Consider the following 12,077-nt stretch of genomic DNA (forward strand, 5'->3'; position numbering starts at 1 on the left):
GGCTTTCCATGAAGACCTGTCTTGTCGTCGACGATTCGAAAGTAATCCGAAAAGTCGCGCGCCACATTCTCGAGACGCTCGACTTCACCGTCACCGAAGCGTGCGATGGTCGCGAGGCGTTGGCGTCCTGCATGGCGTCGATCCCCGACGTGATCCTGCTCGACTGGAACATGCCCGTGATGAGCGGCATGGATTTCCTCCGTGCGCTGCGCGAGGCGGACGTGCCGCGCCGTCCCAAGGTCGTGTTCTGCACCACCGAGAACGGCATGGCGTATATCCGTGCGGCGATCGAGGCGGGCGCTGACGAATATGTGATGAAGCCATTCGACCGCGATACGCTGGAATCGAAGCTCCAGATCGTCGGCATGGCCTGATTCAGGCTTGGCCGTGACGACCCGGACCCACTCTGCCGAGCGGCATGCGGACTGCGACGGGCTCGGCTCAGCCCGGGTCTTGATCGTCGATCTCGGTGGTCGTCCGCGCGGTGATTGCGCGGCTGATCGATGCGAGCGACCGGTTCTCGGTCGTCGGCGCGGTCGGCAACGTCGCGGCGGCCTTGGCATTCCTGGATCGCGCGACGGTCGACTTCATCCTGCTCGATATCGAGATGCCGGGGATCGATGGGCTCAGCGCATTGCCCGACCTGATCGCGGCGGGGCAGGGCGCGAAGGTCCTGATCGTGTCGTCCAGCGCGGACGAGGGCGGGGCTACGGCGGTCCGCGCGATGGCACTCGGCGCGGCTGAAACGCTGACCAAGCCGTCGACGAGTGCCCTGTCGACGCGGTTCGGTTCGGCTCTGGTCAACAAGCTCGAGATGCTGTGCGAGTATCCGGCGCAGATGCCGCCTGCGCTGGTCGTGCGCTCACCCGTCTCGCCAACGCCGCCCGCGGACCCGCCGCTGCCGATCCGCCCAGTCTCGACCAGCGACGACTATGACATCGTTGCGATCGGTGCCTCGACCGGCGGCATTCACGCCTTGAGTCAGATGTTCGGTCAGATGCCCGTTGGGTTCCGCCTGCCGATTGTCATCACCCAGCATCTGCCCGCGTCGTTCATGCCGTATTTCGCCGCGCAGATCGCCGTGCTTGCCGGACGCCCGTGCGACGTCGCAGTTGATCGGATGCGGATTCGACCGGGCCGGATCATCATCGCACCTGGCGATGCGCATCTCAAGGCCGTGAGACTGTCCGAAGGGGGCGCTGCCTTCCGCCTGACGCACGAGGTCGTGTCGAGCGGGTGCATGCCGTCGGTCGACCCGATGCTGGCCTCGCTCGCCGACGTCTATGGTCCTCGCCTGCTCGCGGTCGTGCTTAGCGGGATGGGGCGCGACGGTGCGGAGGGGGCGCGGCGCGTCCACGACAGCGGCGGGTACGTCGTCGTCCAGGATCGGCAAAGCTCGGTGGTGTGGGGCATGCCGGGCGCGATCGCCGCCTCGGGCATCGCCGACGCAGTGCTGGCCCCCGACGCGATCGGTCGCCTCGCGGCGACGCGACGCCGACCATGACGTCGCGCGCCGCTCCCGCACCTGCCGCTTCGCAGGCCACGATCAACGTCCTCACCGCGTTGCTCGAGGCGCGCACCGGTCAACAGATCGCCGCCTATCGCTCATGGCGGCTCGACACCGCGCTGAAACCGCTGTTGCGCGCGCGCAAGCTCGACACGCTCGACCAGTTGGTGACCCAGTTGCTGCAGGGAAGCGACCGTTCGATCGGCGACTCGATCGTCGACGCCCCTCGTCAACCAGGAGACGTCGTTCTTCCGCGACGCGCAGGTATTCGAGATGCTCGCCGAGGCGGTCGCGGACGCCGAGCGTGACGGGCGTCGTGCGCGGATCTGGTGCGCGGGCTGTTCGACCGGTCAGGAGCCGCTCTCGCTCGCGATGCAGTTCGCCGAACGTCGCGAGACGTCGGGCGCGCTCATGCCCGAGATCGTCGCCACCGACGTATCCGATGCCGCCGTCGCCCGCGCGCGATCCGGTCGCTTCTCGCAGTTCGAGATCCAGCGCGGCCTGCCAGTGCGTCGCATGATCCGCTGGTTCGACACGACCGGCAGCGACTGGGTGGCGAAGCCCGACCTGCTCGGCATGGTCGCGTTCCGCCGGATGAACCTGGTATCCGACCCAGCGCCGCCCGGACAGTTCGACGTTGTCCTGTGCCGCAACGTGCTGCTGTACCTGTCGACCGACACCAAGGCCGAGGTGTTCCCGAAGATCGCCAAGGCGATGAAGCCCGGCGGCGTGCTGGTCATGGGGGGCGGGTGAAACCGTGATCGGCCAGACAAGCGCGTTCGCGCCGAGCAAGCGGTTCCGCGGCTTCTACGAAATGCCCGTACAGGGGTAATCGGTCCACCTCGCGACCGGCCGGCCGTCGTGACTTGCCGGCGATCTCGCCATATGGACCAGGCATCGTCCACCGGGTGTCTCGCATGCGCAAATTCTTCGATCCTATTCTCGCAGGGGGAAACCTCAGGGATCGACTCCGGGCCTGCCTGGGCGCGTTGCTCGGCATCGGCCTGACCAGCGCGATCAGCGCGAGCGTAGTTCACCCGCACGGCGCGTTCCTGCTGATCGCCGCGCCGATGGGCGCCGCGGCCGTCCTCGTGTTCGCGGTACCGGCGAGCCCGCTGGCTCAGCCCTGGTCGGTCATCGGCGGGAATATCTTCGCCGCGCTGGTCGGGGTCACCGTGAGGATGCTCGTACCGATGCCTGAACTCGCAGCGCCGATCGCGGTCGGCGCGGCGATCCTGATGATGTCGCTGACCCGGTCGCTGCATCCGCCCGCGGGTGCGGTCGCGTTGACCGCAGTCGTCGGAGGTCCGGCCGTCATCGACGCAGGATTCGCGTTCGTGCTGGTCCCGATCGCGCTGAACGCTATCATACTGACGGCGTGCGGAATCCTGTTTCACCGGTTTTCAGGGCATAGCTATCCGCACCGCGTGCCCGTTGCGGCGTCCGTGCCGACCGAAGCCGCGCTCCGGGCCGAAGATCTCGACAAGGCGCTCGCCGATCTCGGCGAAACGCTCGACGTCAGCCGCGAGGATCTCGACCTGTTGTTTGGCCGTGTCGAATACCACGCAGCTCAACGGCGTACGCGAATGGCTGGCGGCGGCCCCGTGGGACGCGCGGCTTAGCTGACCCCCAGGTCCGCCGGGCCGAACGCGTCAGGCAGCAATTCCGATACGACATAGGTGCGGATCGCATCGCCTTCCGCCGCGCCGCAATGCACCGGCAAGTCGCGGCCGCCCATCTGCGCCGCTTCGTTGATGACCTGGCGACAGCGACCACACGGGCTGACGGGCGAGGTGCCGGTCGCGCGGCCGTCCGCACCCATCGCACCGCCGATCACGCCGATCGCGACGATATCGCGGAGCCTGCCCGCGGCGCTCGCGGTGGCGATCGCGACTGTTTCCGCACACAGCGACAGACCGTAGCTCGCATTCTCGAAGTTCGCACCGGTGATGACCGTACCGTCGTCGAGCAGCACGGCCGCACCGACCGCGAACCGCGAATAGGGCGCGTGAGCGTTGCGCGAGGCGTGGCGTGCTGCGGCCACGAGTTGCGTTGCTTGTTCGTTCATGATGCCACCACGTCCCAGTTCACCGGTCCCTCGATCCCGTCGATGCGGCGGAAATCGCTCGCGCGCCACATCCGCCACGGTCGCGCGGTGTAGTCTGGCTTGAGGATATTCTCCACCGCCCAGAGCGGCCGCGGCACGGCGTCCGACAGCGTATATTTCGAGTCCACAGCTTTGCTGATCCGCAGCATCACCGGCTGGCGGGTGTGCGTCTCGACCATCGTCACGAACTGCGCGATGTCGGCGATCAGCGTCGCGCGATCCGGCCGTGCGGTGCAGTCGTCGTGGAAGGCGATGTCGACCGCGGTCGGCAACGCGTCGGACGTCCGCGGCACGAAGGTGTTGAACGCGTTCGCCTGCTCGTCCGCGCGCTGGCACAAGGAATAGACGTGGACCGCGCCGCGGCGCAGGCCGGCGTCGGGCAGCGCCGCCCAGTTCGCCTCGAACGCCGGATCGCGGCGGTCGGTGCCCGACGTCGCGACGATATAGGCGAAGTCGGCGCCGCTCGCGCGCACCGTGCCCCATTCGACCGGACCGGGGTTCTCGGCGAGGTCGATGCCTTGCAACGGATAGTGCCTGACGTCGGGGTGCCAGCCGGTCGCCGCGGTCCAGCCGCAGATACCGACGAAGCCGGTCGCGGCGAGCGCGGCCGCGAATTTCAAAAGTGCGTGAGCCATGGGTCTTCTAGTTGCGGATGTGGAGGACGCAGATCAGCGTGAACAGCCGTCGCGCGGTGTCGAAATCGACCTCGATCTTGCCGTCGAGACGCTCCTTGAGCAGCTCGGCGGCCTCGTTGTGGACGCCCCGGCGGGCCATGTCGACCGTCTCGATCTGGGCGGGGGAGGATTGCCGGATCGCCTGGTAATAACTGTCGCAGATCGCGAAATAATCGCGGATCGGCCGGCGGAAGCGACCTAGCGCGAGCACCAAAGTCTCAAGATGCGTGTCGTCCTCGCGGTGGATATGGATGCCGAGGCGTCCTTCCTCCGACTGGAGCTTGATCTTGTACGGCCCCGCATAACCGTCGGCATAGGCACGCTGCGGCGCGAAGTGATTGCCCTCGATCAGGTCGAAGATCGCGATCCTCCGCTCCTGCTCGACGTCGGGCGAGCGCCAGCCGAGACTGGTCTCGTCGAGTTGCACGTCGATGATCCGCGGGTCAGGCATCACGGTTCGATAGCGGCGGACATTCGCCCTGTCACTTATCCCCAGCATTCCGGCGCGATAGCTTGGACGAGGACCCGTCCATCGCGTAGGTGCAGGGGGATGGCAACTCTCGCATTCCCCGTTCCCGCCGTGGCCGAGCCGCAGCAGCTTCCCCGCAACGTTGAGGCCGAGGCCGCGATGCTCGGCGCGATGATGATCGACAACCGGCTCGCGGACGATCTCGTCGACAAGCTCGAACCGGGGCATTTCTTCGAACCCGTCCACGGACGCATCTTCGCGGCGATCAAGACGCTGCGCGGCAACGACATGCTGGTGACGCCGGTGACGTTGCGGCCGATGTTCGATGCTGACGAGGGCATGCGCGAGCTGGGCGGGCCGGCGTATCTCGCAGGGCTGACGGGCAGCGGCGCCGGCCTGATCGGCGCGCGCCAGTTCGCGCAGCAGATCTACGACCTCGCCATGCTCCGTGCGCTCGTGTCGGTCGGCCGCACGCTCGTCGATCGCGCGATGGACACCTCCGAGGAGGTCAATCCGCGCGCGCAGATCGAACTCGCCGAGGAGGAGCTGTTCAAGGTCGCGGCGGATGGCGGTTCCGAGAACACGGTGAAGTCGTTCGCACAGGCGACGACCGCGGCAGTCAAGATGGCCGAGCGCGCGCTGAATTCGGGCGGCAATCTGTCGGGCGTCACCACCGGCATCGATTCGATCAACGCGAAGATCGGCGGCATGCATCACAGCGATCTGATGATCCTCGCCGGTCGTCCGGGCATGGGCAAGACCTCGCTCGCCACCAACATCGCGTTCAACGCCGCGCGGCGCTGGATGCGCGACATGGCCGACGGGATCGCACCGAAGGACTCGGTCGGGGCGAAGGTCGCGTTCTTCTCGCTGGAGATGTCCGCCGATCAGCTCGCGACGCGTATTCTCGCCGAGCAATCGCAGATCTCGTCGGAATCACTCCGCATGGGCAAGATCAGCCGAACCGAGTTCGCGCAGTTGGCGGCCGCCGCTGCCGAGCTGGAGAATTTGCCGTTGTTCATCGACGATACCGGCGGTCTGTCGATCGGCGCGCTGCATACGCGCGTGCGCCGGTTGCAGCGTCGGCACAACAACGAGATCGGGCTGGTGGTGGTCGATTACCTCCAGCTGCTGTCGGGCTCGGGCAAGAGCAAGGACGGCAACCGTGTTCAGGAAATCTCGGAGATCTCGCGCGGGCTGAAGACGCTGGCGAAGGACCTCAACGTCCCGGTGCTGGCGCTGTCGCAGCTGTCGCGAGCGGTGGAATCGCGCGAGGACAAGACGCCGATGCTGTCGGATCTTCGTGAGTCCGGCTCGATCGAGCAGGACGCCGACATGGTGTGGTTCGTGTACCGCGAGGATTATTACGTCGCGTCGAAGGAGCCCAAGCGGCCGGCGGAAGGGGATAGCTCGAAGATCTTCGAGGACCATGCGTCGTGGGCGGCTGAGATGGAGCGCGTCTACGGCCTGGCGGAACTGATCATCGCCAAGCAGCGCCACGGCGCGACGGGAAAGGTTCGGATGAAGTTCGATCCGACGATCACCAAGTTCTCGGATCTCGCCGAGTATTGATCCTACGAGGTCCCTCGCCCCTCCGGGGGAGAGGGAAGGGGCCCGCCGCACTTGCGGTGGGAAGGGAGAGGGGAGTGAGGCTCGCGACGGTTCATCCCAACGCCCCTCTCCCGTCCGTCGCCAAGTGGCTCCTCCCTCCCTCTCCCCCGAAGGGGAGAGGGACTAGGCCAGCTCAGATCATCGGGTCGTAGTCGGTCGGCGCGTGGATACCGCATTCGACCTTGTCGAAACTGCGCCAGCGGCCTGCGCGCGGGTCTTCCCCCGGCGCAACCTTGGTCGTGCACGGCGCGCAGCCGATCGACAGATACCCCTGAGCTTCCAGCGGATGTCGCGGCAATTCATGCTCGGCGAAATAGGCGTCGAGCTTGGCCTTGTCCCAATCCGCCAGCGGGTTGATCTTCAATCGGCCCTCATCCTCCTCGAACCGCGGCAAGGCAGTACGGGTCCCCGACTGAAACCCCTTCCGCCCCGAAATCCACGCATCGAACGGCGCCAACGCCCGTCGCAATGGCTCGACCTTGCGCAGATCGCAGCAGCCATCGGGGTCGTACGACCACCGCAACCCCGTCTTGTCCTTGATCGCGAGCAACCGCGGATCGGGCCGGAACACGCGTAGGTCGGTGAACCCCAGCGTCTCCGCGAGCTCGTCACGGTACGCCAAGGTCTCGCCGAACATCTTCTGCGTATTCGTGAACACCACCGGCACGTCGACATCGACCTGCGCGACCATGTGCAGCAGCACCGCAGACTCAGCGCCGAACGACGACACCGCCGCGATGCGCCCGCGCAACTCGCCGACCAGCAGTTCGAACAGCATCTCCTGCGCGGAGACGCCCTCGAACCGCTCCTGCATCGCCATCGCATCGGCGCGCGTGAACGCCGGCGTGAGGTCGATCATGTCGAGTTGGCGCGCGGGCTCACCCATGGCGCAGCTTCCACACCGGCACCGCGCCGTCCGCCGCCTTCTGGTACGGCGTGTCGTAGCGCTCGAGACTCGCACGCAGCACGTCGATATCGATCGGCGCCTGCGGGGCGAAGCTGTCGAACCCGCAGCGGCGCATCAGCGGAATCTGGTCGACCAGCACGTCACCCTGCGCGCGCAGTTCGCCGGTATAGCCCGCCTCGCGCAGGATCCGCGCGGACGAATAGCCACGCCCGTCGCGGTAGCCGGGGAAGCTCACCTCGATCAGCGCAAGCTGGTCGATCTGCGGCAACAGCGCGCGGGCATCGTCGCCCGCTTCCAGGCGCACGGCTGCCGCGTTGCTCTGTCCGATGAACAGAATCGAGCGTCACCGCGGGCTCGTCATGCGGCTCGTCGTCGCGGAAGCGGAGCAGCGTCTGGTCCGGATACTCAACCATAGATCGCCTCCTTGAACGTCTCGAAGCCGACGCGGCGGTAGGTATCGAGGAAGCGTTCGCCGGGATCGCGGACCTGCAGATACCGGTCGGTGACGCGCTCGATCGCGTCGACCACGCCATCCTCGGAGAAGCCCGGGCCAGTGATCTTGGCGAGGCTCACGTCCTCCGCGCCCGAGCCGCCGAGTGAGAGCTGGTAATTCTCGGTGCCCTTCTTGTCGACGCCGAGGATGCCGATGTGGCCGGCGTGATGATGCCCGCACGCGTTGATGCAGCCGCTGATCTTGAGCTTCAGTTCGCCAAGGTCACGCTGGCGATCGAGGCTGCCGAAGCGCGTCGCGATCTTCTGCGCGAGCGGTATCGAGCGCGCATTGGCGAGGCTGCAATAATCGAGACCGGGGCACGCGATAATGTCGCTGATCAGGTCGAGATTGGCTTCGGCGAGCCCGGCGTCGTTCAGCGCCGACCACACCGCGTGCAGGTCGGCGATCCGGACGTGCGGCAGGACGATGTTCTGCGCATGCGTGACGCGCAGTTCGTCGAAGCTGTAGCGCGTGCCAAGGTCGGCCATCACGTCGATCTGGTCCGCCGACGCGTCGCCGGGGATGCCGCCGATCGGCTTCAGGCTGATGTTGACGATCGCATAGCCCGGCTGCTTGTGCGCCTTCACATTCTGGTCGAGCCAGACCGCGAAGTCGGGATCGCTGCGGTCGATGTTGGTCGAGGCGTTGGCGTCGAAATCGGGCGCGCCGAAGTGGCTCGTGATCCGCTCCAGTTCGGCCCGCGGCGGATCGAGGCCGAGGCCCTTCACCGCAGCGAACTCCTCCTCGACCTGGCGGCGATATTCGTCGGGGCCGATCTCGTGGAGCAGGATCTTGATCCGCGCCTTGTAGATGTTGTCGCGCCGGCCGTAGCGATTGTAGACGCGCAGGCACGCCTCGAGATAGCTCATCAGGTCGTCGGCGGGGACGAAGTCGCGGATCTCGTGGCTGATCATCGGTGTGCGGCCCATGCCGCCACCGACGTAGATCTTCGCGCCGAGTTCGCCGTCGCGGACGTGAAGACCGATGCCGATGTCGTGCAGCCGCATCGCCGCGCGATCCTCGTCCGCCGCTATCACGCAGATCTTGAATTTGCGCGGGAGGTACGTGAATTCCGGGTGGAACGTCGACCATTGGCGGATCAGCTCGGCCCAGGGGCGCGGATCGGCGACCTCGTCCGCGGCGGCGCCGGCGAACTGGTCGGAACTGATGTTGCGGATGCAGTTGCCGCTGGTCTGGATGGCATGCATCTCGACCGTCGCCAGTTCCTGGAGGATGTCCGGAGTCTGGTCGAGCTGGATCCAGTTGAACTGGATGTTCTGCCGCGTGGTGAAGTGGCCGTAGCCGCGATCGTACTTGCGCGCGATGTGCCCGAGCATCCGCATCTGGCGGCCGTCGAGCGTCCCGTACGGCACTGCGACGCGCAGCATGTACGCGTGTAGCTGGAGGTACAGCCCATTCATCAGCCGGAGCGGCTTGAACTGGTCCTCGGTGAGCTCGCCTGAAAGGCGGCGGCGGACCTGATCGCGGAACTCATCGACGCGCTGGTCGACGATCGCCTGGTCGTATTCGTCGTATTTATACATGTCAGATTACCCAGCTGCCGGCGTTCGGGTCGGCGGGTTTGAGGGTCAGGTCGGGCCGCATCGTCGGGCCCAAAGCGCGGATGCGGTCCTTGATGTGGGCGGGGCGAGGGCCTTCGTCGGTCTGCGTCGCCTCGATCAGATAGGGCACGTTGACGCGGCGTGCGCCTTCCTCCGCCTGGAGGATCGCTTCGCCCGCTACGCCGACGTCGGCCGCATCCTCGACATGGCGCGACCAGCCATTGCCGGTCCACCAGACGACATCGCCGGTGGGAAGGTCGTTTCCGGTCAACAGCTTCATGCGGCGGCGTCCTCTGCTACGCGGGCCCAGCGGGCGAGTTTGTCTTCGGCGTCCGACAGTTCGACGACTTCGCCGACGACGATGATCGCGGGGCTTTTCACCGCCTCACGCGCTACCATGGCGCCGAGATCGGCGAGTAGCGTCCGGATCGCACGGCTGCCCTGCAACGTGCCGCGTTCGAGCACGGCGACGGGCATGTCGGGCGCGACGCCGTCGGCCATGAGCTTGTCGGCGATCTCGGTCGCGGTGGCGATACCCATGTAGATCACGAGCGTGCGGCCCTGGCCGGCGAGCCCGGACCAGTCCTGCTCCGTCAGCCCCTTGCACTGGCCCGCAACGAAGCTGACCGCGCTTGAATGATCGCGGTGCGTCAACGGCAGCATCGCTTCCGCTGCACAACCGAGTGCAGCCGAGACGCCAGGAATGACTTCGACGGGGAGACCGGCCGCGCGAACCGCCTCGACCTCCTCGCCGCCGCGACCGAATACGAACGGGTCGCCGCCCTTGAGGCGGATGACGATCGCGCCGGTCTTCACATGCGCGATGATCAGCGCGTTGATCGCCTCCTGCGGCAGCGTGTGGCGCGCGCGTTGCTTGGCGACCGAGATGCGCTGTGCACCCGGCGGCGCGATGTCGAGCACGCGCGGATCGATCAGCCCGTCGTGCACGACGACGTCGGCGGTCTTCAGCGCCTCGACCGCGCGAACGGTGAGGAGTCCGGGATCGCCCGGGCCCGCCCCGACGAGGATGACGCGCCCGCGGGCGGTGGGATCTAGGAGGCTTGCCATGCGATCGGAGATGGGCGGATGGGCGCTGCGCTGCAACCGAATGATGCTTTGGCGGGGGGTAGGATTGCTTTTGCGCTAAGTAGATCAAGGTGGCTGTCGGCGAACCGGACGATCCTCCCCCGCCAGGGGGAGGTGGCGCGTAGCGACGGAGGGGGAGGACACGGAAGAGGCGTAATCGCTTACCTCCCCCTCCGTCTGGCAAGTGCCAGCCACCCCCCCTGGCGGGGGAGGATCAGATTATGAGGTGATCAGCCGTCGGCAAGTCCGATCCCAATCGACGCACGCGCGCTTTCGGACTCGCTGCTGACCACCGGATACGCGCAGTAGTCGGCTGCATAATAGGCGCTTGGGCGGTGGTTGCCCGACCAGCCGATTCCGCCGAACGGCGCGCCCGACGAGGCGCCATTGGTCGGCTTGTTCCAGTTGACGATGCCGGCGCGGATGTTCGCCCAGAAGCGGTCGTACAGTGCGGGCGTCTGACTGATGAGCGAGGCGGACAGGCCGTAGCGCGTGTTGTTCGCCTCGGCGATCGCGGCGTCGAAATCGTCGACGCGGACCATCTGCAGGATCGGGCCGAACAGCTCGATATCGGGGCGGTCGGCGATGTCGGTGACGTCGATCAGCGCGGGCTTCAGGAACGGCAAATCCTCGACCGGGCGTTCAAGATGGCGGATCGGGCGACCGCCACGCGTGAGCAGTTCGAGGAAGCTCTCGGTCAGTTGCTCGGCGGCTTCGTTGTCGATCACCGGGCCCATGAACGGCGCCGGGTTCGCATGCGGTTCGCCGACGATGATCCGGCCGACCATCTTGTCGAGCGTGGCGATCAGCGGGTCGTACAGCTTCGTGTCGACGATCAGCCGGCGCGCGGCGGTGCAACGCTGGCCGGCGGTGGTGAAGGCCGACTGGATGATGAGCACGGCCGCGGTGTGCAGATCGGGCGCGTCCCAGACGACGATCGGATTGTTGCCGCCCATCTCGAGCGCGAGGATCTTCTCGGGCTTGTCGGCGAACGCGCGGTTGAGCGCGAGGCCAGTGCGCGCCGAGCCGGTGAACAGCAGTCCGTCGATATCGGGGTGCGCGGCGAGCGCCTTACCCTCGTTGGGCCCGCCGATGACTAAACGAATGCACTCGGGCGGTACGCCGGCGGCGCGGAAGCATTCGACGAGGAACGCGCCGACGGCGGGGGTCTTTTCGGATGGCTTGAAGACCACCGCGTTGCCGGCGATCAGCGCGGGGACAATGTGGCCGTTGGGCAGATGCGCCGGGAAGTTGTACGGTCCGAGCACGGCCAGCACGCCGTGCGGCTTGTGGCGGACGGCGATCCGCGATCCCATCGTCGCTTCGAGGCGGCGCTGCGCGGTGCGATCGGCATAGGCGCTGACCGAGATGTCGACCTTGGCGATGACCGTCTCGACTTCGCCGCGCGCTTCCCAGATCGGCTTGCCGGTCTCGCGTGCGATCAGGTCGGTGAATGCGTCGTTGCGCTGGCGGACGATGTTGGCGAAGCGCCGCATCGTCTCGATCCGGAAGGCGAGTGGTTTCGACGCCCAACTCGACCAGCCGGCGCGCGCGCAGGCGACTTCGGCATCGACGTCGCCGATCGGGTGGCGCCAGAGGACCGCACCGGTGGCTGGCTCGTAGGAAATGATCTCGTCGGACATGGTGCCGCTCTTGCCCCA

Annotated in this window: 14 protein-coding genes and 1 pseudogene; 6 read left to right on the forward strand and 9 right to left on the reverse strand. The window is 66.7% G+C overall.

Annotated features, from left to right (window positions below; translation table 11 throughout):
* Positions 1 to 8: 8 nt before the first annotated feature.
* From NHF48_RS21700 to NHF48_RS21715, 5 genes are all read left to right on the forward strand, one after another.
* Complete coding sequence (locus NHF48_RS21700) at positions 9 to 374, forward strand: response regulator (protein ID WP_055878033.1); 366 nt, start codon at positions 9 to 11, stop codon at positions 372 to 374.
* Positions 375 to 469: 95 nt separating this feature from the next.
* Positions 470 to 1,504: a chemotaxis protein CheB gene (locus tag NHF48_RS21705; protein ID WP_342454707.1), complete on the forward strand. Its 1,035-nt coding sequence runs from the start codon at positions 470 to 472 to the stop codon at positions 1,502 to 1,504.
* Positions 1,501 to 1,815, forward strand: a complete 315-nt coding sequence (locus tag NHF48_RS25530; RefSeq protein ID WP_342454708.1) for a hypothetical protein — start codon at positions 1,501 to 1,503, stop codon at positions 1,813 to 1,815. Before NHF48_RS21705 ends, NHF48_RS25530 begins: the two co-directional genes overlap by 4 nt.
* Positions 1,781 to 2,260, forward strand: a complete 480-nt coding sequence (locus tag NHF48_RS25535; protein WP_342454709.1) for a CheR family methyltransferase — start codon at positions 1,781 to 1,783, stop codon at positions 2,258 to 2,260. The genes NHF48_RS25530 and NHF48_RS25535 overlap by 35 nt, the downstream gene beginning before the upstream one ends.
* A gap of 164 nt (positions 2,261 to 2,424) precedes the next feature.
* A complete protein-coding gene (locus NHF48_RS21715; protein ID WP_253072270.1) occupies positions 2,425 to 3,129 on the forward strand; it encodes an HPP family protein in 705 nt (234 codons plus the stop codon).
* Here NHF48_RS21715 and NHF48_RS21720 read toward each other — a convergent pair.
* From NHF48_RS21720 to NHF48_RS21730, 3 genes are read right to left on the reverse strand one after another with little or no spacing between them, the layout of a single operon-like run.
* Positions 3,126 to 3,575 (reverse strand): cytidine deaminase, encoded by a 450-nt coding sequence (locus NHF48_RS21720; RefSeq protein WP_253072271.1) that lies wholly within the window; start codon positions 3,573 to 3,575, stop codon positions 3,126 to 3,128. The two genes, NHF48_RS21715 and NHF48_RS21720, sit on opposite strands and share 4 nt — an antisense overlap.
* Positions 3,572 to 4,249: a glycoside hydrolase family 25 protein gene (locus NHF48_RS21725; RefSeq protein WP_253072272.1), complete on the reverse strand. Its 678-nt coding sequence runs from the start codon at positions 4,247 to 4,249 to the stop codon at positions 3,572 to 3,574. Before NHF48_RS21725 ends, NHF48_RS21720 begins: the two co-directional genes overlap by 4 nt.
* A gap of 7 nt (positions 4,250 to 4,256) precedes the next feature.
* Entirely contained in the window at positions 4,257 to 4,739 is a 483-nt protein-coding gene (locus NHF48_RS21730; RefSeq protein WP_133030717.1) for a UPF0262 family protein, read from the reverse strand.
* 99 nt (positions 4,740 to 4,838) lie between these two features.
* On the opposite strand from NHF48_RS21730, the gene NHF48_RS21735 reads away from it, so the two are divergent.
* A complete protein-coding gene (locus NHF48_RS21735; RefSeq protein ID WP_056063049.1) occupies positions 4,839 to 6,329 on the forward strand; it encodes a replicative DNA helicase in 1,491 nt (496 codons plus the stop codon).
* A gap of 172 nt (positions 6,330 to 6,501) precedes the next feature.
* On the opposite strand, the gene NHF48_RS21740 is transcribed toward NHF48_RS21735, so the two are convergent.
* The 6 genes and pseudogenes from NHF48_RS21740 to astD form a co-directional block, all read right to left on the reverse strand.
* Positions 6,502 to 7,254: a phosphoadenylyl-sulfate reductase gene (locus NHF48_RS21740; RefSeq protein WP_253072273.1), complete on the reverse strand. Its 753-nt coding sequence runs from the start codon at positions 7,252 to 7,254 to the stop codon at positions 6,502 to 6,504.
* Positions 7,247 to 7,688: pseudogene (locus NHF48_RS21745) on the reverse strand (DUF934 domain-containing protein). Before NHF48_RS21745 ends, NHF48_RS21740 begins: the two are co-directional and overlap by 8 nt.
* Positions 7,681 to 9,312, reverse strand: a complete 1,632-nt coding sequence (locus NHF48_RS21750) for a nitrite/sulfite reductase (protein ID WP_253072274.1) — start codon at positions 9,310 to 9,312, stop codon at positions 7,681 to 7,683. The pseudogene NHF48_RS21745 and the gene NHF48_RS21750 overlap by 8 nt, the downstream one beginning before the upstream one ends.
* 1 nt (position 9,313) lies before the next feature.
* Positions 9,314 to 9,610, reverse strand: a complete 297-nt coding sequence (locus NHF48_RS21755) for a DUF2849 domain-containing protein (RefSeq protein ID WP_253072275.1) — start codon at positions 9,608 to 9,610, stop codon at positions 9,314 to 9,316.
* Positions 9,607 to 10,398, reverse strand: a complete 792-nt coding sequence (cobA, locus tag NHF48_RS21760; RefSeq protein ID WP_253072276.1) for a uroporphyrinogen-III C-methyltransferase — start codon at positions 10,396 to 10,398, stop codon at positions 9,607 to 9,609. The genes NHF48_RS21755 and cobA overlap by 4 nt, the downstream gene beginning before the upstream one ends.
* Positions 10,399 to 10,646: 248 nt before the next feature.
* Entirely contained in the window at positions 10,647 to 12,059 is a 1,413-nt protein-coding gene (gene astD, locus NHF48_RS21765) for a succinylglutamate-semialdehyde dehydrogenase (RefSeq protein ID WP_056063067.1), read from the reverse strand.
* Between the last annotated feature and the right edge of the window lie 18 nt (positions 12,060 to 12,077).

Origin of the sequence: Sphingomonas sp. H160509 (assembly GCF_024124765.2) — a bacterium.
GTDB lineage: Bacteria > Pseudomonadota > Alphaproteobacteria > Sphingomonadales > Sphingomonadaceae > Sphingomonas.

What these genes read in the sequence shown, in the direction of transcription:
- NHF48_RS21725 (WP_253072272.1), bottom strand. Translation starts at nt 4,249, where the DNA reads ATGGCTCACGCACTTTTGAAATTCGCGGCCGCGCTCGCCGCGACCGGC.
- astD (WP_056063067.1), bottom strand. Translation starts at nt 12,059, where the DNA reads ATGTCCGACGAGATCATTTCCTACGAGCCAGCCACCGGTGCGGTCCTC.
- NHF48_RS25535 (WP_342454709.1), top strand. Translation starts at nt 1,781, where the DNA reads ATGCTCGCCGAGGCGGTCGCGGACGCCGAGCGTGACGGGCGTCGTGCG.
- NHF48_RS25530 (WP_342454708.1), top strand. Translation starts at nt 1,501, where the DNA reads ATGACGTCGCGCGCCGCTCCCGCACCTGCCGCTTCGCAGGCCACGATC.
- NHF48_RS21735 (WP_056063049.1), top strand. Translation starts at nt 4,839, where the DNA reads ATGGCAACTCTCGCATTCCCCGTTCCCGCCGTGGCCGAGCCGCAGCAG.
- NHF48_RS21755 (WP_253072275.1), bottom strand. Translation starts at nt 9,610, where the DNA reads ATGAAGCTGTTGACCGGAAACGACCTTCCCACCGGCGATGTCGTCTGG.
- NHF48_RS21730 (WP_133030717.1), bottom strand. Translation starts at nt 4,739, where the DNA reads ATGCCTGACCCGCGGATCATCGACGTGCAACTCGACGAGACCAGTCTC.
- NHF48_RS21740 (WP_253072273.1), bottom strand. Translation starts at nt 7,254, where the DNA reads ATGGGTGAGCCCGCGCGCCAACTCGACATGATCGACCTCACGCCGGCG.
- NHF48_RS21715 (WP_253072270.1), top strand. Translation starts at nt 2,425, where the DNA reads ATGCGCAAATTCTTCGATCCTATTCTCGCAGGGGGAAACCTCAGGGAT.
- NHF48_RS21700 (WP_055878033.1), top strand. Translation starts at nt 9, where the DNA reads ATGAAGACCTGTCTTGTCGTCGACGATTCGAAAGTAATCCGAAAAGTC.
- NHF48_RS21720 (WP_253072271.1), bottom strand. Translation starts at nt 3,575, where the DNA reads ATGAACGAACAAGCAACGCAACTCGTGGCCGCAGCACGCCACGCCTCG.
- NHF48_RS21750 (WP_253072274.1), bottom strand. Translation starts at nt 9,312, where the DNA reads ATGTATAAATACGACGAATACGACCAGGCGATCGTCGACCAGCGCGTC.
- cobA (WP_253072276.1), bottom strand. Translation starts at nt 10,398, where the DNA reads ATGGCAAGCCTCCTAGATCCCACCGCCCGCGGGCGCGTCATCCTCGTC.